Below are 19931 nucleotides of genomic sequence, written 5' to 3' on the forward strand. Positions count from 1 at the left end.
ATAAGATTAATAGGAGCTATATTAATTGATATAAATGAAGAGTGGATATCTACTCAAAGAAGCTATATTAAATTTTAGATAATCATCATTTGCCTCAAAAGATTATAAATACTAAAAAGAACCTGTCAAGGTACGCTTCGCTTTTCCCCTTGACAGAACCTTTTAAGTATTTATTTGATAGCTAAGGCAAATGATAGATTAAATATTGTACTAGATTAATTTACATAATATTATGGACTTGACACAGATTGTGAAATTTTCTAGTATAGATTAAACTATGAAATTTAAAAATTTAAAGTTATAAAGATTACATTTTTCGTATATTTATATACACTACCATTTTAAAGAATATAGATTTTTTTAAAATGGTAGTGATTTTCTTAATAATAAAATATTTAATAAAAAAAATGAGTGAGTTAATAAATATAGTAAGAGAGGAGTTAATATGAGCACAAAAAAAGAAATAAAATATTTCTTATTTATAGTTCTTTTTATAGATTTATTGATAGGGATTACATGTAAATATTTTTATAAAGCAGATAATATAGGGGTTATAACACTTGTCATGAGTTTAGTTCCTGCTTTTATTGCAATTTTATTAGAAAAAGATTTTAAGTTAAAAGATTTATCTAAAGATAAATTTAGTCTGATATATTCCTTATACTTTATAATATTTATATTTTTTTATATATTGTCATTATTTTCAGAAAAAGTCTTAAATAATATAAATTTTGTCGTGTCTTTGGGTTGGGTAATTAGTCTTTATGTGTTAACTATAGATGATAAGAGATTAAGAGGAAAATTTAATTTTGCTTTATTTCTTAAATGGGCTTTTGTTGTAATTTTAATAGATACATTTAGAATGGGAATATTAAATTTTTACTTTCAATCAGATGTAGATGTTACTGATCTTTTAACGAGAGTAATAGGTACATTTACCATAGGATTATTTAGCACAATCATTAATTTAATATTTACTATGGGTGAAGAATATGGTTGGAGATATTTTTTACAGACAAGATATCAATCATTGTATGGTAATAGAATAGGAGTTTTATTAACTGGCATTATGTGGGGCTTATCTCATTTGCCCTTGTATTTTTTTGTGTTTTATTCTGGAATAGAAGGCCTTTATGCAGGTATAGATATTACTGTATTTTGCATTACTATTGGGATAGTGCTTGGACTCATTTATATGGAGAGTAGAAGTGTTCTTGTGGTAACTTTCATTCATCTTTTGCACAATATGTTTATGGCTAATGTAACGAGTGCAGATTACAATCAAGATTTTATTTTTACAAAAGAATTTTTACTTGTATCTGTAATAACAGCTATACTTGTATATACTCCATTTTTATTAAATAAAAAGTATAATTGAATTTTAACTTGAATTAAAATAAGGGTGCCTATTATGATTAAGAATTATGAGCAAAAGATTACTAATATTAATGATAGAATGTCAAATTATTTTATAAATAGAGATAAAATAATAGATTCAAATGATATTATGATAATAAATCAATTATTATTGAATAATTATAATGATATTTATATAAGGAAAGTTTATGATTATTATAAGGCTATAAGAGATGAATTCAATAAAGGAAATATAATATATAATTGTGGTATGATTGGAGGATTAGGACAATTTGCTTTTGTGTTGAAAGAATTTTCGATTATAACAGGATTATTAAAAGATTTTTCAAAAAGTGTTGATAATTTATTTTTTAAAATCACACTGAACTTACTTAAAAATTATGAAGGATATAAAAGCATTCATTATAATTTTTATGATATTATAGGTGGATTATCAGGAGATTTGTACTATTTTCTAGATAATAATTTTGAACAAAAAGGAATAGAAAATATAATTAAATATTTAGTATCAATAACAATGGAAGATAATAAATTTTTTATAAAAAGAGAAATGCAAAAAAATGATTTAGAAACTATAAATTTTCCACATGGACATTTAAATTTTGGAATGGCCCACGGAATTATTTCAATTGCTATAGTGTTAGCAAAAGCAAAAAGCAAAGGATATAATATTAAAGATTTAGACAATGCTATAGAAAAAATATTAGCTTATTACAAAAATTTTTGTAAGAAAATAAATAATGTACTTTATTGGCCTGTAAAATTAAATCTTGATGATTTATATAACAAAAAATATAAATTAGATTTAGAAAATTATAAGTCGAGTTGGTGTAATGGTAACTTGGGAATTTTAAGAGGCTTAATAAAAACTTATTCATATTTAGGATATGAAGAAGAAAAAAATTTTTACATAAGAGAACTTATAAATCTTTTATATAAAGATGACTTAAACTTGAACATTTCTAATTTGTGCCATGGATATTCTTCTGTAATATCAATAATTGATTATTCTTTTTCAGATAAATATTTTAGGAAATTATATTTACAAGAAAAATTAGATATAAAAGATAAGTTTATTGAGCTAATCATAAATGAAATAACTAAAAAAGGGCTTAATTCTTATATAGATGATATATATTTTGGCGATATTAGTTTCCTGCAAGGATTTACTGGAGTATACTTAACTCTCAACAATAGTATGAATTATATTTCCAATTTTGGAAAATTGATAATGATAGATTAAAAAGATTAGTTTATTTAATTTTTAACTAGGATAAATATTAGGACTAAAAATGAAAGAAAAAAAATATGATAAAAATATATTTAAAAATTTAATTTGGATTATTCATAATATGAAAATAATAGATAATAAATATATTTTCATATCTATAGTATCTATGATAATAAATGGTATTATTTCTCCTGTTTCTCTTATTATAATGCAAAAAATTATAAATGGAGTTCAAACGGAAAGAAATTTAAACAATATAATTTTTTATATTATACTTTATATTTCTATAGATTTATTTAATTCGGTTTATTCAAATTTTCTAGGATATTATAATACTAAATATAGTATGAAATTTAATTTATATTTTTCAGAGAAAATATATTTAAAGGCATCTAGACTATCTTTGTCTGATTATGAGAATTCAAAAACTTATGACATAATGAATAGGGCACAGAATCAAGGAGGAGATAATCTTTTATCTTATTATGAAAACTTTATGTCCATAATAACTCAGTTGATTACTCTTTCTTCCTATATTTTCATTTTAATAAATTTTAGAGTTTGGCTTGTTGCTGTTATTATGGTTATTCCTATATTTAAATACATTATAAATAATAAGTTTAACTTAAAAAGATTTGAGATAATAAAACAGAGAACGAACGATAGTAGAAAAAGCTGGTATTTAACATACTTGTTGTCTTATGGGAATTTTTATAAAGAACTTAAAACTTATAATCTTTTTTCTTATTTTATAAATAAATATAAAAACCTTATTAAAAGATTTAATAAGGAAGATTTAGAGATAAATAAATCTCAAATAAAATGGTCAACCTTAATTAGTGTAGTAGAAACATTAGTGGATGGATTTATTTTCTATTACACAATTTCATTGGGATTTTTTGGTAACATTTTAATTGGAGATGTTATAACTTATATTAGAGCAATTTCCAATTCTAAGTCTAATATAACTTCAATCCTTTTAGGATTATCAAATATGGTTAATCAAAGTTTATTTATCGGACAATTATTTGAGTTTTTTGATTTGGAAGAAGAGGACATTTCTAATAAAATAAAAATAAACGAAATAAGAGAAATAGAAATAAAGAATTTATATTATAAATATAACTCTTCAAAGGAATATGTTCTTAAAAATATTAATCTACATATAAATAAGAATGAAAAAATTGCGATTTTAGGAATGAATGGAAGTGGAAAAACAACTTTAATAAAATTAATTATGGGATTTTATAGAAATTATGAGGGAAATATATTAATTAACGGCATTGAAGTTAGGGATATTGATAAAGAATCTTTGCTAAAAGAAATTTCAACTCTATTTCAAGATTTTGTTAAATATGAGGCAAGTTTTAGAAAAAATATATCTTATAGTAATTTAGCGATTATGAATAAAGATGAAAAGATAAAAGAAATAGCTTTCAAATTTAATTTTCTAGAATTAATTAACTCATATGATAAGAAATTAGATACACAATTAGGTATGTGGTTTGATGATGGAGTTAATTTATCTATGGGTCAGTGGCAAAAAGTTGCTCTTGCAAGGGCATTTGCAAAAGAGAGTAGTTTATATATATTAGATGAGCCAAATGCTTCAATGGATTCTATTACAGAGAGAGAAATTTCTAGTTTATATAAAGATATTTTAGAAAATAAAATCGGAATTATAATTGCACATAAATTTTTTAATATTGTAGGTTTTGTAGACGAAATTATTATTTTAAAAGATGGACAGATAATTGAGAGAGGAAGTCATGAAAGTTTAATTAGAGATGGGATATTTTATAAAAAACTTTTGGGTGTATAAATAGCCTTCTATTTAAAATATGTTGGAGTTTTGTACCAGTTTTAATTATTATATAATCAAAAAATGGATTGTTTAAATGATTTATTTTTTCTCTGATATTCATGAATAAGTTAGCCTAAATGACATTATAATATGACGTGGTTTTTTATATTCCCCTACTTTTTAGGGGAATATTTTTGTTGACTTTCTATTCTCATAGTATTTTATTATTAATTTTCTCTTATTTGAACGTAGATTTTAACTAAATATTTAATTCCTGATGCTAAGAAAAATTTAATTTATCAAGTCAATTCTATTATTTTAATAAAATAAAAATTATGTAACATATTAGTCATGAAAAATTCTTTTGTTTTTTGTATTTTAGTGTTATTATATAGAATATAGAGATATATTAAGATTCTTTTTATAAAATATTTAATAAAATTACATAATAATATTATTTTAAAATTAGACTTTGTAGAAAATGATTGTGGAAAGGTTATCATATTTCACTTATTACTAGACTTAAATATTTATTTTAGATAATAGAAGCTTTATGTCCGATAACTTTCATATAGTTATCTGGGAAAGAGGGTAATAATTATATTAGATCTTAATATTTAATATTTTATTTGACTACAGATAATGTCTGTAGATATAAAAAACATTTTCTGTAACATATTAAATATCAAAATTTTAACTCAATGTTTAATTGTGTTTTAATTTAGATTTTAAGGGGAGGTAAACTATGTACGTTGGTAAAAACGTTGATAGAGTAGATGCATATGATAAAGTGACTGGTCGTGCTAAATATACTGAAGATTTAGTGTCTGCTAATTCATATGTTGCAAAAATTTTACACTCAACTATAGCACATGGCAAAGTAATTTCTATAGACACATCTGAAGCTGAAAAAATAGAAGATGTTGTAAAAATTGTAACTTGTTTTGATGTTCCTAAATGGGGTTTTCCTACAGCGGGGCATCCTTGGTCAACTGATCCTTCACATCAAGATAAGGCCGATAGAAATCTTTTAAATACTCATGTTAGATATTATGGTGATGATGTTGCTGTCGTAATTGCAAAAAACAGTGTGGCTTGTTCAAGAGCTATCGAAAAGATAAAAGTTGAATATGAAGAATATGAAGCTGCATTTGATCAAATGGAATCTATGAAAGGGACAAATGTTCCAATTCATGACGATTGTCCAAAAAATATTTTGGCTCATACTTCAAATAATAGGGGAGACTATCAAGAGGCAATCAAAGAAGAAGGTTTGACAAAAGTTGAAGGTTGGTATGAAACGCCAATTGTTCAACATTCTCATATTGAAAATGGTATTGTTTATTCCTATGAGGAAGGTAATAAAATTGTTGTAGTTGCTTCTACACAAATTCCACATATTGTAAGACGCGTATGTGGTCAAGCTTTGGGAGTGCCTTGGGGTAGAATAAGAGTTATTAAACCTTATATAGGCGGAGGTTTTGGTAACAAGCAAGATGCACTTTATGAGCCACTTGGTGCTTTTTTAACTACACAAGTTGGTGGTCATCCTGTGGTACTTGACACTTCAAGAGAAGAAACTTTTTCTAGTACAAGGACTCGTCACCCAATGAAGATTCATATTATTTCACATGTTAGATCTGATGGTTCTTTTGCAGCTAGAAAAATTGAAGTTTTTGCAGGTAATGGTGGTTATGCATCACACGGACATTCAATAGCTTCTAAGGCTATGGGTTGTTTTCATCAACAATATCCTTGCGATAATGTAGAGGCAGATGCATATACTATTTATACAAATCTTCCAGTTTCTGGTGCTATGAGGGGCTATGGTATACCTCAAGCTATGTTTGCAGGCGAATCGCATATAAATGATATTTGCCACAAAATGGGCTTTGATCCTTATGAATATAGACTTAAATATATTATGCCAAAAGGTTATGTTGATGGTTTTTCTCACAATGAAAACTATTATGATTCTTTTAGAGAATGTTTAGCTGTGGGAAGACGTGCAATTAATTATGATGAAAAGATAGAAGAATATAAAAATCAAACAGGAAACTTTAGAAGAGGAATAGGGATGGCAACTTTCTGGTACAATACTGGGGTTTATCCAATATCTCTTGAAACTGCTTCTTGTAGAATGGTACTAAATCAAGACGGTTCAATGCAAGTTCAACTTGGAGAGACTGAAATTGGACAAGGTGGAGATACTGCATTTTCACAAATGACGGCCGATGCTGTTGGTATGAAGTTTGAGGATGTCCACATTATAAGTCATCAAGATACTGATATCACTCCTTTTGGACTTGGTGCTTATGCTTCAAGACAAACTTATATGGCAAGTTTTGCTATTGCTAAAACTGGCAAGATTTTTAAAGAAAAGATTTTGAGAAAAGCTGCTAAATTAAATGATATGGCACCTGAAAAACTAGATATAGTTAATAGTAATATTATAAGAAAAACTGATAAGAGGGTAGTTACTACAATAGAAGATGTTGCAATGAGATCTTTATATAATCCTTTAGACAGTGAGCATATTACGGCTGAGTCCACATATACTATTAGAAATAATGCTTATTCTTTTGGGGCAAGTTTTGCAGAAGTTGAAGTCGATATTTCTCTTGGTAAGGTCAAGATTTTAAGACTTATTAATGTTCACGACTGTGGTGAGTTAATAAATCCAAGGCTTGCAGAGGCACAAGCTCATGGTGGTATGTCAATGGCTGTAGGTTTTGCTCTTTCTGAAGAATTAAAATATGATAAATATGGCAGAATTTTAAATGGAAACTTGTTGGATTATAAATTATCAACTACAATGGATCACCCAAGATTTGAAGTTTATTTTGTAGAAAATCCAGAGCCAACTTCTCCATTTAATACAAAATCTTTGGGTGAGCCACCAACTTGTTCACCAGCCCCTGCAATTAGAAATGCTATTTTAAATGCGACAGGAGTAGAAGTAGATAAAGCTCCAATGACACCGCATGTTCTATTCCCATTATTTAAAGAAGCTGGGTTAATTGATAATGATTTAGAAGAGGTGGAATAAAATGTATGATATTAAGAAAGTCTATGAAGCCTATACTATAGAAGATATTATAAAATTAAGACAAGCTCATCCAAAAGCAATTTTAATTGGTGGAGGCTCAGATGTTTTGATAAAAATACGTGAAGGCAAAATGGCGGGCAGTGAACTTATATCAATTTATCTTTGCGATGAACTAAGAGGTATAGACATATTAGATGACGGTAGTCTAAGAGTAGGTGCACTTTCATCTTTTACAACAATTACAGAAAATGATCTAGTTCAAAAGTGTTGTCCTACACTTGGTGAAGCTGTTGACACAGCTGGTGGACCTCAACTTAGAAATATAGCTACAATTGGAGGAAATCTTAGCAATGGCGTTCCTTCCGCAGATTCAGCAACTACAGTGTTGGCATATGATGCGATTATTGAACTTCAAGGAGCAAATGGAGTTCGAGAAGTGCCTGCTACTGAATTTTATCTTGGATTTGGAAAGGTTGATATCAAAGCTGACGAGGTTTTAACAGCAATTAAAATAAAAAAAGAATCCTATGAAAATTATCACGGACATTATTTTAAATATGCAATGAGAAATGCTATGGATATTGCCACTTCATCATGTTCAGTAAATATAAAATTATCTGATAATAATATAGTAGAAGATGCTAGGGCTGCTTATGGTGTTGCAGGGCCAACTCCTACTAGAGTTTTTGAGGCAGAAAACTGGTTTAAGGGCAAAGAATTTAATGATGAAAACATGAAAGAATTTGCTAAAAAAGCATTAGATGAACTTGCACCGCGTGATTCTTGGAGGGCATCTAAGGCTTTAAGAACTCAACTATTGTATGAAATTTGTTATAGAAGTTTAAAAGAAATTGAAGTTAAATATAAAGGAGGTCAAAATGCACACTAACGAACATGGACCTTATGAACCAAAGGAAGAACAAGTTTTACATTTTGAACCGCAATATAAATTAGTAAAATGTAAGGTGAATGGAGTGCCAGTAGCCAAAATGGTTGATATGAGAGCATCACTTACAGACTTTTTGAGAAATGAATTTTCGTTAACTTCAGTTAAAAAAGGTTGTGAAGTTGGAGAATGTGGAGCCTGTGCAGTTCTAATTGATGGTATTTCTTTTAATTCTTGCATATATATGGCTATATGGGCAGAAGGAAAGGATATATGGACAACTGAGGGCATCACTCTAAAAGATGGCTCACTTTCAATAGTTCAGCAAGCTTTTGTAGATGAAGCTGCAGTTCAATGTGGTTTTTGTACTCCAGGTTTCATAGTATCTGCAACAGAAATCATTGCTAGAGGTAAATACTATACCATAGAAGAACTTCGCAAAGAATTAGCTAACCATATGTGTAGATGTACTGGTTACGAAAATATTTTATTGGCAGTACAAAAGGCTAATAATATCACAAATGGCTTTGAATTAGAGCCTGAGCATAAAGTAAACAGGATTAACGAAGATAACAAAGAAGATTTTATGTAATTTAATAGGCAGAATGTGTAGATAATAAAATGAATAAAGTCTCGTGAATTTTTGCGAGACTTTTAATTTAAGAGGTATTTATGCAAAATTTAGAAAAAAGAATTCAAATGGCAAGAGGGATGGAAAATGCTGAGATAGTTTTTAAGAATGCAAAAGTAGTTGATGTATTTTCCAACAGAATAATTAATGCAGATATTGCAGTAGCAGATGGAGTAATTTTGGGGGTTGGTAGTTATGAGGGCAAAAAAGAAATAGATCTTTCTTATAAATTTGTGTGCCCGAGTTTAATAGATTCTCATGTACATATAGAATCATCAATGGTTAGCCCACGGGAATTTGCCAAAATTTTACTTAAAAATGGTGTCTCAACAATTATTGCCGATCCACATGAAGTTGCAAATGTGCTTGGAATAGAAGGGATTAGATATTTAATAGATGAGTCCAAAAATCTTCCAGTTGATATAAGAATTATGCTACCCTCATGTGTACCAGCAACATTTTTTGAAAATTCAGGTGCCGTTTTAGACTTTGAGACACTCAATAAGTTAAAAGATGACGAAAAAATATTAGGTCTTGGTGAAATGATGAACTATGTTGGAGTTTTAAACTGTGATGAAGCGGTGCTTAGTAAAATTAATGGATTTAAAGATAAACCAATTGACGGACATGCTCCTGGGGTTCTTGACAAAGATTTAAATGCATACTGTGTAGCAGGAATTAAAACTGACCACGAATGTTCAACAATCGAAGAAATGAATGAAAGAATTTCAAGAGGTATGGTCGTTCAAATTAGACAGGGAACCTCTGCTAAAAATGCAGAAACCTTAACTAAGGGTATAAATAAAAATAATATTGACAATATAGTTTTCTGTTCTGACGACAAACATCCAAAGGATTTATTGACTAAAGGTTCGGTAAATGAAAATATTAAGATTGCAATTAAGAACGGAGTAGAACCAATAGATACTATAAAAATTGCAACTATAAATGCGGCAAAATGTTATGGTTTAAAAAATAAAGGAGCTATTGCCCCAGGTTATGAGGCTAATTTTATAATAGTTGATAATTTAGAAAATTTTGAAATAGAAAAAGTATTTATAAAAGGAAATCTTGCTGTAGATGGAGATAAATTGTTAATAGAATTTGACGATGAAGATAAAAAACAGAGTTTTGGCAAATTAAGAGTTCACGATTATGATATTGATGATTTTAAAATTGAAATGAATTCTAACTTTGCAAATGTAATTGGAATTAATCCAAATGAACTCATAACAGAGAAGTTGACGGAAAAAGTTAAAGTTGAAAATGGAATTTTTGTTGCTGATGATACTTATCAAAAACTAGTTGTTATAGAAAGACATAAAGGTATAAAAAGTATTGGCAAGGGAATAATAAAAGGTTTTGGTATAAAAAATGGAGCGATTGCTCAGACAATAGCTCACGATTCTCACAATATTATGATTATTGGAAAAAGTGATGAAGATATATATCAAGCAATGCATGAAATTGTAAATTTAAATGGCGGAGTAGTTGTGATAAAGAATAAAAAAGTATTAGCTAGCTTGCCTCTTGAGATAGCTGGTCTAATGACAAATCTTTCAATTGAAGAAACTAATTTAAAATTAGAACAAATTTTAGATGCAATTTATCAAAATTTGGGAGTAAATAATTATGACTTAGACCCAATATTAACTCTTGGATTTATGAGCCTGCCAGTTATACCAAAGTTAAAACTCACGGACAAAGGTCTTTTTGATGTTGAAAAATTTGAATTTATAGATATAAATGCATGAAAGAAGGAAAAAATGTCAATACTTATTAAAAATGGAAATGTTGTATTAGACGATAAAATTAAACAATGCGACCTTTTGATTAAGGATGAAAAAATTATAAAAATTGATGAAAATATAGTTAGTGAAGCAGATACTGTAATTGATGCAAAAGATAAATTTGTATTGCCCGGCGGGGTAGATGTGCACACTCATATGAATTTAGATTTGGGTGAATATATTTCGGTTGACGACTTTTATACGGGAACTATTGCAGCAGCACATGGTGGGACTACTACTATTGTCGATCATATTGGTGCTTTAGATAGAGGTTCGAGTTTAAAAAGTATGATTAGTCATTATCATGATTTAGCTAATGGAAAAGCTGTGATAGATTATTCTTTTCATGGAGCATTGTATGAATTAAACGATAACTTACTTAACGAAATCTCAGATTTATACGATGAGGGGATAGTTTCAGTAAAAATTTATACCACTTATAGTGGTAAACTTGATGACGGTGAAATGCTTAGAGTCCTCAAAAAGGCGAAAGAAACTGGGACGGTTGTTTGTGTTCATTGTGAGAATGATAAAGCAATTGAACAGCTTAGAAACGAAGCTATAAGAGAAGGTAATTTAGAACCTGTATTTCATGCAAAAACTAGACCTCAAGAGACTGAAGCAGAAGCGATAAACAGACTTATTTATTTAAGTGAGATGGCAGACTATCCAAAATTATATATAGTGCATACTTCAAGTAAAAAAGGTTTAGATGAAATAAAATTTGCACGAAAGCGTGGCGTAAAAAATCTCTACTGCGAAACTTGTACTCAGTATTTAACTTTAGATGAAACAAAATATATTGAAGGTGGAAATGAAGAGGCAATCAAATATATAATGGCACCTCCTCTTAGGAAAAAAGAAGATATTGAAGCACTTTGGCAAGGTATAAAAGATGGTGATGTTGATGTAATAGCGACAGATCACTGTCCTTTTAATTATAAAAAAGATAAATTACCTCATAAAGATAATTTCATAAACTGTCCAGGAGGAGCACCAGGAGTGGAAGAAAGGCTAGAAGTGGTGATAACTGAAGGCTTGAAGAGAGATATATCTTTAGTAAAGATTGTTAAGCTACTTTCCACAAATCCAAGTAAAATATTTGGAATGTATCCACACAAAGGTGAAATAAAAATTGGTGCTGATGCCGACTTAGTTGTGCTTGAACAAGATAATTATACTATTAAAGAAGAAAATAGACATTCAAATTGTGATTACACATCTTATGAAAATTACGTAAGTGCTGTAAAAGTTGATGTGGTAATTGCGAGAGGAAAAGTTATTGTAAATAATGACCTCCTCTTGGGGGAAAAAGGTAGAGGAAAATTTGTACCTAGAAAATTCTAGAAAGATGGTGAATTATGGCTAATATACTTATTGATAAAAAAGTAGATAATCAAGAGCCTTTTATAATAAAAGTAAACGGACAAATTTACGAAACATACGAAGATAAAACTCTGCTTAGATTTTTAAGAGATGACTTGAAACTTAAATCTGTAAAAGATGGTTGTAGTCAAGGAGCTTGTGGTACTTGTACAGTTTTAGTTGGAGAAGAAAATAAAAGATCTTGTGTATTAAGATTATCAAAACTTAAAGATGCAGAAGTTGTCACAAATGAAGGTCTAACTCAACAAGAAAAAGATGCTTTTGTCTACGCTTTTACAAAAGCAGGATCAGTACAATGTGGTTTTTGCATACCGGGTATGGTGATGAGCGGTGTATCTGTAATTAGAAAAAATCCTAAGCCAGGTGAAGAAGATATTCGCCTTGGTATTAAAAATAATATTTGTAGATGTACCGGTTATGAAAAAATAGTTCGAGGAATTGAACTTGCCGCTGCTATACTTAGAGGAGATTATAAAACAGATACAGAAAAAGATTCAGATGCAAAAATTGGTTTTAGAACTAATAGAATAGATGCAAAAGAAAAAATTCTAGGTACAGGAATATATGCAGATGATATTGAGCTAGAAAAAATGTTACATGGATCGTGTGTCAGAACAAAGTATCCAAGAGCAAAGTTTATAGATATTGACTATAGCGAAGCATTAAAATTAGAAGGTGTTGTAGGGATATTGACAGCAGAGGATGTTCCAAATAATATTGTAGGTCATATTCAACAAGACTGGAATGTTTTTGTAAAAAAAGGCGAAATTACAAAGTCATTAGGAGATGCTTTGTGTTTTGTAGTAGCTGAAAATACAAAAGTGCTAGAAGAGGCCAAAAAATTAATAAAGGTAGAACTTGAAGAATTAAAACCAATAAGTTCTGTGGAAGAAGCGATGGCAGAAGATGCACCAAATATACATCCAAATGGAAATCTATGCCAAGAAAGACATGTTAGCCGTGGAAATGCCAAGGAAGCTTTGAAAAAATGTGCTTATACTGTAACACAAGAATATAAAACTCCATTTACCGAGCATGCATTTTTAGAACCTGAATGTTGTGTTGCACTTCCATATAAAGATGGAGTAAAAGTCTATTCATCTGACCAAAGTGTTTATGATACTAGAAAAGAACTTTCTATAATGTTTAATTGGCAAGATGAGCCCGAACGTATAGTAGTTGAAAATACATTAGTTGGAGGAGGCTTTGGTGGTAAGGAAGATATGTCCGTTCAGCCTCCAGCAGCACTTGCCGCTTATTTATTCAAAAGACCTGTTAAGCATAAGATGACAAGAGACGAATCATTAAGATGGCATCCTAAACGTCATCCAATGACTGCCACTTTTACAATTGGCTGTGATGAAAATGGAATATTTCAAGCAATGGAAGCAGAAATATATTTTGATACTGGTGCTTATGCTTCACTTTGTGGACCTGTTTTAGAAAGAGCTTGCACACATTCAGTGGGGCCATATAATTATCAAAATACGGATATTCATGGATATGGATATTATACTAATAATCCACCTGCAGGAGCTTTTCGTGGTTTTGGGGTTTGCCAATCAAATTTTGCTATGGAGTCTAATATAAATCTTTTGGCAGAAAAAGTTGGTATCTCACCATGGGAAATAAGATATAGAAATGCAATAAGACCTGGTCAAGTTTTGCCCAATGGTCAGATTGCAGATTGTTCAACTGCATTGGCAGAAACTTTAGAGGCAGTAAAAGATGTATATGAAGAAAATAAGGAACATGCTGGGATTGCGTGTGCCATGAAAAATGCTGGTGTAGGGGTAGGATTGCCTGACAAAGGTAGAGCAAAATTTATAATAGAAGATGGAATTTGTAAATTATATTGTGCAGCAACTGGAATTGGACAAGGTGTAGGAACTGTCATGCTTCAAATTGCTGGCGAAGCTACTGGACTATCCTATGATAAAATAAAGATAATGACGCCCAATTCAGAAACATCGCCAGACTCAGGTACAACTTCTGGTTCTAGACATACTTTAATTACTGGAGAAGCAGTTAGAAGAGCTGCTGAAAAGCTTGCCGAAGATTTAAAAGAAAATTCTCTTAAAGATTTAGAGGGTAAAGAATATTTTTATGAATATTTTGATCCAACGGACCCACTAGGTTCAGATAAAGAAAATCCGGTTTCGCATATAGCATATGGATTTGCAACTCATGTTGTTATACTAAATGATGATGGCACAGTTAAAGAAGTTCATGCAGCACATGATTCTGGGAAAGTCATAAATCCGACAACTATTGAAGGACAAATTGAAGGCGGAGTAGTAATGGGACTTGGCTATGCACTTACTGAAGATTTAAAAGTTCAAAATTCTGTAGTAAAAGCAAAGTATGGTACATTAGGACTGTGGAGAGCTCCTGCTGTTCCAAAGATATATACAATACTTGTAGAAAAGGAAGAGCTTTTGGATATAGCATATGGAGCGAAGGGTATTGGTGAAATATCGACAATTCCAATTGCATCTGCAGTTCAAGGTGCTTATTATGCCTTTGATGGTATATTGAGAAATGAATTTCCAATGAAAGATACTGCATATAGCAAACCTAAGAAAGATTTTTTGAAAAAAGATAAATAAATTCTAGTATAGGATTGCTCATTATGTGCAATCCTTAATTTTTGAGGAAAAATATGTATAAAAATATTTCTAAATTATTAAAAATAAAAAATGGCGATATTATTTCAATTACTGGTTGTGGTGGCAAGACCACATTGATGAATAAACTTGCAAAAGAGTTAAGGAATAAAGGTAGGGTACTGATTTGCACTTCTACTAAAATAAAAAGGCCTACAAATAAAGAAGCTGATTTTATATATGATAGTTTTACAGATTATGAAAAAGTAAAAGATAAAAATATAATTGTAGCTATTGGAAAATTATTGCCGCAGAAAAATAAACTTAGCTCTATCACCGAACATGATATAAATTCAATAAAAAAAGACTTTAACTACATTATAATAGAGGCAGATGGATGTAGAAATTTACCATTAAAAATGTGGAAATCTCATGAGCCTGTTATATATAATATAAGTAATAAGAATATAGCAGTTTTTTCTGCTAAAACTATTGACAGAAAAATTGAAGAAGATTTTATATATAATTATGCGGAATTTAAAAAAGTTATAGAAGACAGATTTGTAAATGAGGATGTTTTTCTAAAATTGATAAATTCAAATCCAGGACCTTTTAAAAATTTTAATAAAGAGAAATTTGTCTTCTTCAACCAAGTTGAAACTAAGAATGAGAGGACTAGAGTAAGAGAAGTAATTAGTTATTTAAAAAATAATACTGAAGGTATTAAATATATTAGTGGTTCACTTTTAGAGGAGGAATATTATGAAGATTAGTGCAATTATCATGGCATCAGGACTTTCAGAAAGAATGGGAACAAATAAGCTATTATTGGAGCTCAAGGGCAAAAAATTATTTGAATATGTATTCGATTTGATGGGTGTAAGTGAAATTGATGAAGTGATTGTGGTCAGCAGTTATGCTGAGATTCTCGATGAAGCAGATAAAAGAGGATTCGTGTCAATTTATAATGACAATAACAAAGTTGGCAAGTCCAGTTCTATTAAACTTGGAATTGAAAACACTGATTTAGATAGTGCGATGATGTTTTTTGTTGCAGATCAACCTCTATTAAGTCCAGAAACAGTGCAAAAATTAATTGATGCATATAAAGAAAATGAATATATTACTTATCCTAGGACAGAAAAACGAAGAGGAGCTCCAGTAATTTTTTCCAATAAATATAGAGATGCTCTTTTGAATTTGGAATATGATGAGGGCGGTATGATTTTAGTAGAAGGAGAAAATAAAAATGAAGTTCTAATAGATGATATATCAGAACTATGGGATATTGACACTTACAATAATTTGCAGGAGATAAAAGAAAAGTATGAATGATTTAGTAATATTTAGAGGTGGGGGAGATGTGGCAACAGGCTCTATACAAAAAGTTTATAGAGCAGGTTTTAAAGTTCTTATTTTGGAACGAGAAAAACCACTTTGTATAAGAAGATATGTTGCATGTGCCGAGGCGATGGTAACTGGTGAAAGTAAAATCGAAGATATGATAATTAAAAAAGTATCAAATTTAGAAGAAATTAAAAGTTGCTGGGCTTCAGATATCATACCAATTATTGCTGATAAAAATGCTGAATATGTAAAAAAATTAAAACCAATTGCTGTGGTTGATGGAATCCTTGCAAAGAAAAATATAGGTACATCAAAAGATATGGCTCCCATTACAATAGCACTAGGGCCTGGTTTTGTAGCTGGAAAGGATGTAGATGTTGTAATTGAAACCAATAGAGGACATGATTTAGCTAGACTTATTTTTGAGGGAGAACCTGAAAAAAATACTGGAGTTCCAGGAAATATTGGCGGCTACACTATCCAAAGAATTTTGCGTTCGCCGAGTGATGGAACTATTAAAGTAATAAAAGATATTGGAGAAGTAGTTTGCAAAGGCGAAGTTGTAGCAACTGTAGATGGAAAAGAAGTAAAATCAGGATTAGATGGTATGGTGCGTGGGATGATAGCAGATGGAAGCGAGGTCAATAAAGGTTTAAAAATTGGAGATGTTGACCCTCGAATTAATAAAACAAATGCTGTCACGATATCTGATAAGGCGAGAGCCATTGGAGGAGGAACACTTGAGGCCCTATTAATTCTTAAAAGGAGAATATGCAAAAATGCAAACTGAAATATTAAATAATATTGTTAAAGAAGTAGAGAAAGGCAAAAGAGCCGCCCTAGTTTTTATTACCGAAAGTAAAGGTTCGGTGCCAGGAGCCATAGATTCTATGATGGCAGTATTTGAAGATAGCACTACAATAGGTACAATTGGCGGTGGGCCTGTGGAGTATGAGGTTACTAAAGAAGCTATGGAAGCAATTAAAAAAGGCAAAGATAAAATTTTTGATCATCAATTAAATCAAAGTTCTGATTTAAAAATGTTATGTGGTGGAAACAACAAAGGATATATAAAAGTGTTTAAACCAAAACCACAATTAATAATTTATGGTGCGGGTCATGTAGGTCAAAAGCTCGCTAGAGTCGCTGTAAAGACAAATTTTGATGTGACAATAGTCGATGATAGAAAAGAATTTAAAGAAAAAGAAGATTTAAAAGATGTGAAAAATTATTATGCATTAAACCCAGATGATGCAAAAGCAAATATCAATTTCAATAGAGATAACACTTTTATAGTAATTTGTACCCCTAATAACGATCTAGACGCACTTCAATCTGTAATAAAAGAAGACTACAAATATATTGGTATGATTGGATCTAAACATAAAATTAAATCTGTTTTTGATAGTTTGAAAGAAAGAGGAATTGGAGAAAAATTATTAGATAAAGTTCATTCACCAGTAGGGCTTGATATTGATAACGGAAGTGTCGAGGAAATTGCAATTTCTATTATGTCAGAAATATTGGCAGTAAAAAATGAAAAAGAGAACAAGGTGAGTTGATGATAAAAAAGGTAAAGATTGAAGATGCAATAGGAAAACCTATTTTACATGATTTAACGGGCATAAAAAGTGACGGTTTTAAAGGAGTTTTATTTAGAAGAAATCATATAATCAAAGAAGATGATATTGAAAAGTTAAAAGATATAGGCAAAGATAATATCTATGTTGGCGATTTAGAAGATGGTCAAGTACATGAAGAAGATGCCATAAGTAGAGTTGCAAATGAACTCATAGGACAAAATATAAGCTTATCTGAAATCTCAGAGGGTAAAATAACTTTTATAAGTGATGTATATGGTATGTTTACTATAAAAAGAGATGCACTTTTAAAACTGAACAAAAGAGGAATATACACTTTTGCCACAATAAAATCTTATTCAACAGTAAAAAAAGGCGATAAATTAGTTGGAGCAAGAATTGTCCCACTATATACAGAAGAAAAAGAAGTAGAAAATATTTTAAGTATCGCGGAAGAATATGGTCCAATATTTGAAGTGGAAAAATTTAAAAAATTAAAAGTTGGAGTAATTATAACTGGAAGTGAAGTTTATTATGGCAGGATAGATGACTTATTTGAACCTGTGATAAGAGAAAAGCTCTCAAAATTTGAGGCGGAAATTGTGGGTATAGTAAAATGTCCAGATGATATAAATATGATAGAAGAAGCAGCAAGAAATTTTTTAAATTTGAACTGTGATTTAATAGTATTTAGTGGAGGAATGAGTGTTGACCCTGACGATTTAACGCCAAGAGCAATAAAAAATATGTGTGATAATTTTATAATTCAAGGTGTTCCAATTCAGCCGGGTAATATGCTAACAGTTGGGAAAAACAAAAACACTTATTTAGTGGGAGTTCCAGGAGCATCAATGCATGCAAAATTTACAAGTTTTGATATTTTCTTGCCGCGTATTTTTGCGGGAATAGAACTTAAAAAACAAGATTTCACAGAATTAGGAGAAGGCGGACTTTTATAATATAAAAAGAAGGATACGAATGACTATAAATATAGACAAAAAAGATTTAGAAGAAATAATAAAAATTAGACATGATTTGCATGAGCATCCAGAAATATCTGGAGAAGAATATAGAACTACAGAAGTAATAAAGAACTTTGTAGAAAAGTTTGAAGATATAGAAATAATAAACTTTCCTATAAAAACGGGATTAGTATGCAGACTTTTGTCAGGGAAAAATGGTAAAACTGTAGGATTAAGAGCAGATATTGATGCAATAAATCAAACTGAAGAAACTAATATTAGTTTTAAATCAAAAAATAAGAAAATAATGCATGCGTGCGGACATGATTTTCATACAGCAACGCTTTTGGCAACTATAAAAGCACTCATTAAAAATAAAGATAAACTTTTGGGTGATGTAGTTTTTGTATTCCAAAATTCAGAAGAAACCACAAAAGGAGCAAAAGAATTAATTGATGCTGGACTCTTTGACAAATTAAAAATTGATATGTTTTTTGGTTTTCATAATTGGCCGATGGTTGAATCTGGAAAAGTAATACTAAAAAAAGGTGCATTAATGTCTACCAAGACAAATTTCAATATAGAAATAAAAGGAAAAGGCGGCCATGGCTCTAATCCACATTTAAATATTGACCCAATAGTATGTGCTGCAAATATTATAATGTCTTTGCAAACTGTAATAAGCAGAAATACAAATCCATTATCATCAACCCTTTTATCTATTAACTCTATAAATGGAGGTAGCACAAGTAATTTAGTGGTAGACTCTGTAAAATTAAGTGCAACAATAAGATCGCTTGATGAAGAAAATTTTAAAATAGCAGTCGAAAGAATGAAGGATATAGTCTCGCAAGAATCAGCGGCGTATCAATGTAAATATAAAATTGATTTTATTGATAATATTCCCCTGGTTTATAATAAAGAAGATATGTACGAATTTGCACATAGAGTAGCTGAAAAAACAGTTGGGAAGAGCAATATAGAAAATATATTGCCAACTATGGCAAGTGAAGACTTTGCATTTTATATGCAAAAAGTCCCAGCATTTATGTATTGGTTTGGAAGTGCAGAAGAAGGGATAGAAAAAAATCCACTGCATAGTAGGAAATTTTATGCTTCTGATAAAGGTATAAAAACAGCTGCGGAAATTCTAGCAAATTCAGTTATAGAAGGACAAGAGATGGGGAAATAGATAATTAATTAAAATAAAATTTGTTTCAATATATTCTTAATATAACAAAAAATAACTGGAATTAATATTTTAACTTCCAGTTATTTTTAT

Annotated in this window: 15 protein-coding genes; all 15 read left to right on the plus strand. The window is 29.9% G+C overall.

From position 1 onward, the window contains the following. Nucleotides 1-445 precede the first annotated feature (445 nt). The 15 genes from ABID14_RS06320 (at nt 446) to ABID14_RS06390 (ending at nt 19841) form a co-directional block, all read left to right on the plus strand. Nucleotides 446-1378, plus strand: coding sequence for a CPBP family intramembrane glutamic endopeptidase (locus tag ABID14_RS06320; RefSeq protein ID WP_354368281.1), 933 nt, complete (start codon nt 446-448; stop codon nt 1376-1378). 33 nt (nt 1379-1411) lie between these two features. After that, nucleotides 1412-2620 (plus strand): lanthionine synthetase LanC family protein, encoded by a 1209-nt coding sequence (locus ABID14_RS06325; RefSeq protein WP_354368283.1) that lies wholly within the window; start codon nt 1412-1414, stop codon nt 2618-2620. Between the two features lie 49 nt (nt 2621-2669). Next, nucleotides 2670-4430 (plus strand): ABC transporter ATP-binding protein, encoded by a 1761-nt coding sequence (locus ABID14_RS06330; RefSeq protein ID WP_354368285.1) that lies wholly within the window; start codon nt 2670-2672, stop codon nt 4428-4430. 727 nt (nt 4431-5157) lie between these two features. Then, on the plus strand, nt 5158-7461 hold the full coding sequence (xdhA, locus tag ABID14_RS06335) for a xanthine dehydrogenase subunit XdhA (RefSeq protein ID WP_354368287.1): 2304 nt from the start codon (nt 5158-5160) through the stop codon (nt 7459-7461). A gap of 1 nt (nt 7462) precedes the next feature. After that, complete coding sequence (gene xdhB / locus ABID14_RS06340; protein ID WP_354368289.1) at nt 7463-8350, plus strand: xanthine dehydrogenase subunit XdhB; 888 nt, start codon at nt 7463-7465, stop codon at nt 8348-8350. Then, nucleotides 8340-8939, plus strand: a complete 600-nt coding sequence (xdhC, locus tag ABID14_RS06345; RefSeq protein WP_354368291.1) for a xanthine dehydrogenase subunit XdhC — start codon at nt 8340-8342, stop codon at nt 8937-8939. Before xdhB ends, xdhC begins: the two co-directional genes overlap by 11 nt. Nucleotides 8940-9019: 80 nt before the next feature. Beyond that, nucleotides 9020-10732 (plus strand): adenine deaminase, encoded by a 1713-nt coding sequence (ade, locus tag ABID14_RS06350; RefSeq protein ID WP_354368293.1) that lies wholly within the window; start codon nt 9020-9022, stop codon nt 10730-10732. Between the two features lie 12 nt (nt 10733-10744). After that, on the plus strand, nt 10745-12115 hold the full coding sequence (hydA, locus tag ABID14_RS06355) for a dihydropyrimidinase (RefSeq protein ID WP_354368295.1): 1371 nt from the start codon (nt 10745-10747) through the stop codon (nt 12113-12115). Between the two features lie 14 nt (nt 12116-12129). Next, entirely contained in the window at nt 12130-14763 is a 2634-nt protein-coding gene (xdh, locus tag ABID14_RS06360; protein WP_354368297.1) for a selenium-dependent xanthine dehydrogenase, read from the plus strand. A gap of 53 nt (nt 14764-14816) precedes the next feature. Further along, nucleotides 14817-15533 carry a selenium cofactor biosynthesis protein YqeC gene (gene yqeC, locus ABID14_RS06365; protein ID WP_354368299.1) on the plus strand — a complete coding sequence of 239 codons (717 nt, stop codon included), beginning with the start codon at nt 14817-14819 and terminating at the stop codon, nt 15531-15533. Beyond that, on the plus strand, nt 15523-16095 hold the full coding sequence (locus ABID14_RS06370; protein ID WP_354368301.1) for a nucleotidyltransferase family protein: 573 nt from the start codon (nt 15523-15525) through the stop codon (nt 16093-16095). The genes yqeC and ABID14_RS06370 overlap by 11 nt, the downstream gene beginning before the upstream one ends. After that, the gene (gene yqeB, locus ABID14_RS06375; RefSeq protein WP_354368303.1) at nt 16088-16897 is read left to right on the plus strand and encodes a selenium-dependent molybdenum cofactor biosynthesis protein YqeB; all 810 of its coding nucleotides are present in this window, start codon (nt 16088-16090) and stop codon (nt 16895-16897) included. Before ABID14_RS06370 ends, yqeB begins: the two co-directional genes overlap by 8 nt. Beyond that, nucleotides 16887-17669, plus strand: a complete 783-nt coding sequence (locus tag ABID14_RS06380; protein ID WP_354368305.1) for an XdhC family protein — start codon at nt 16887-16889, stop codon at nt 17667-17669. Before yqeB ends, ABID14_RS06380 begins: the two co-directional genes overlap by 11 nt. Further along, nucleotides 17669-18646: a molybdopterin-binding protein gene (locus ABID14_RS06385; protein ID WP_354368307.1), complete on the plus strand. Its 978-nt coding sequence runs from the start codon at nt 17669-17671 to the stop codon at nt 18644-18646. Before ABID14_RS06380 ends, ABID14_RS06385 begins: the two co-directional genes overlap by 1 nt. A gap of 19 nt (nt 18647-18665) precedes the next feature. Continuing rightward, nucleotides 18666-19841, plus strand: a complete 1176-nt coding sequence (locus ABID14_RS06390) for a M20 metallopeptidase family protein (protein ID WP_354368309.1) — start codon at nt 18666-18668, stop codon at nt 19839-19841. The last annotated feature ends 90 nt before the right edge of the window (nt 19842-19931 follow it).

The sequence above is a fragment of the Peptoniphilus olsenii genome (assembly GCF_040545475.1).
GTDB classification, from domain to species: Bacteria; Bacillota; Clostridia; order Tissierellales; family Peptoniphilaceae; genus Peptoniphilus_A; species Peptoniphilus_A olsenii.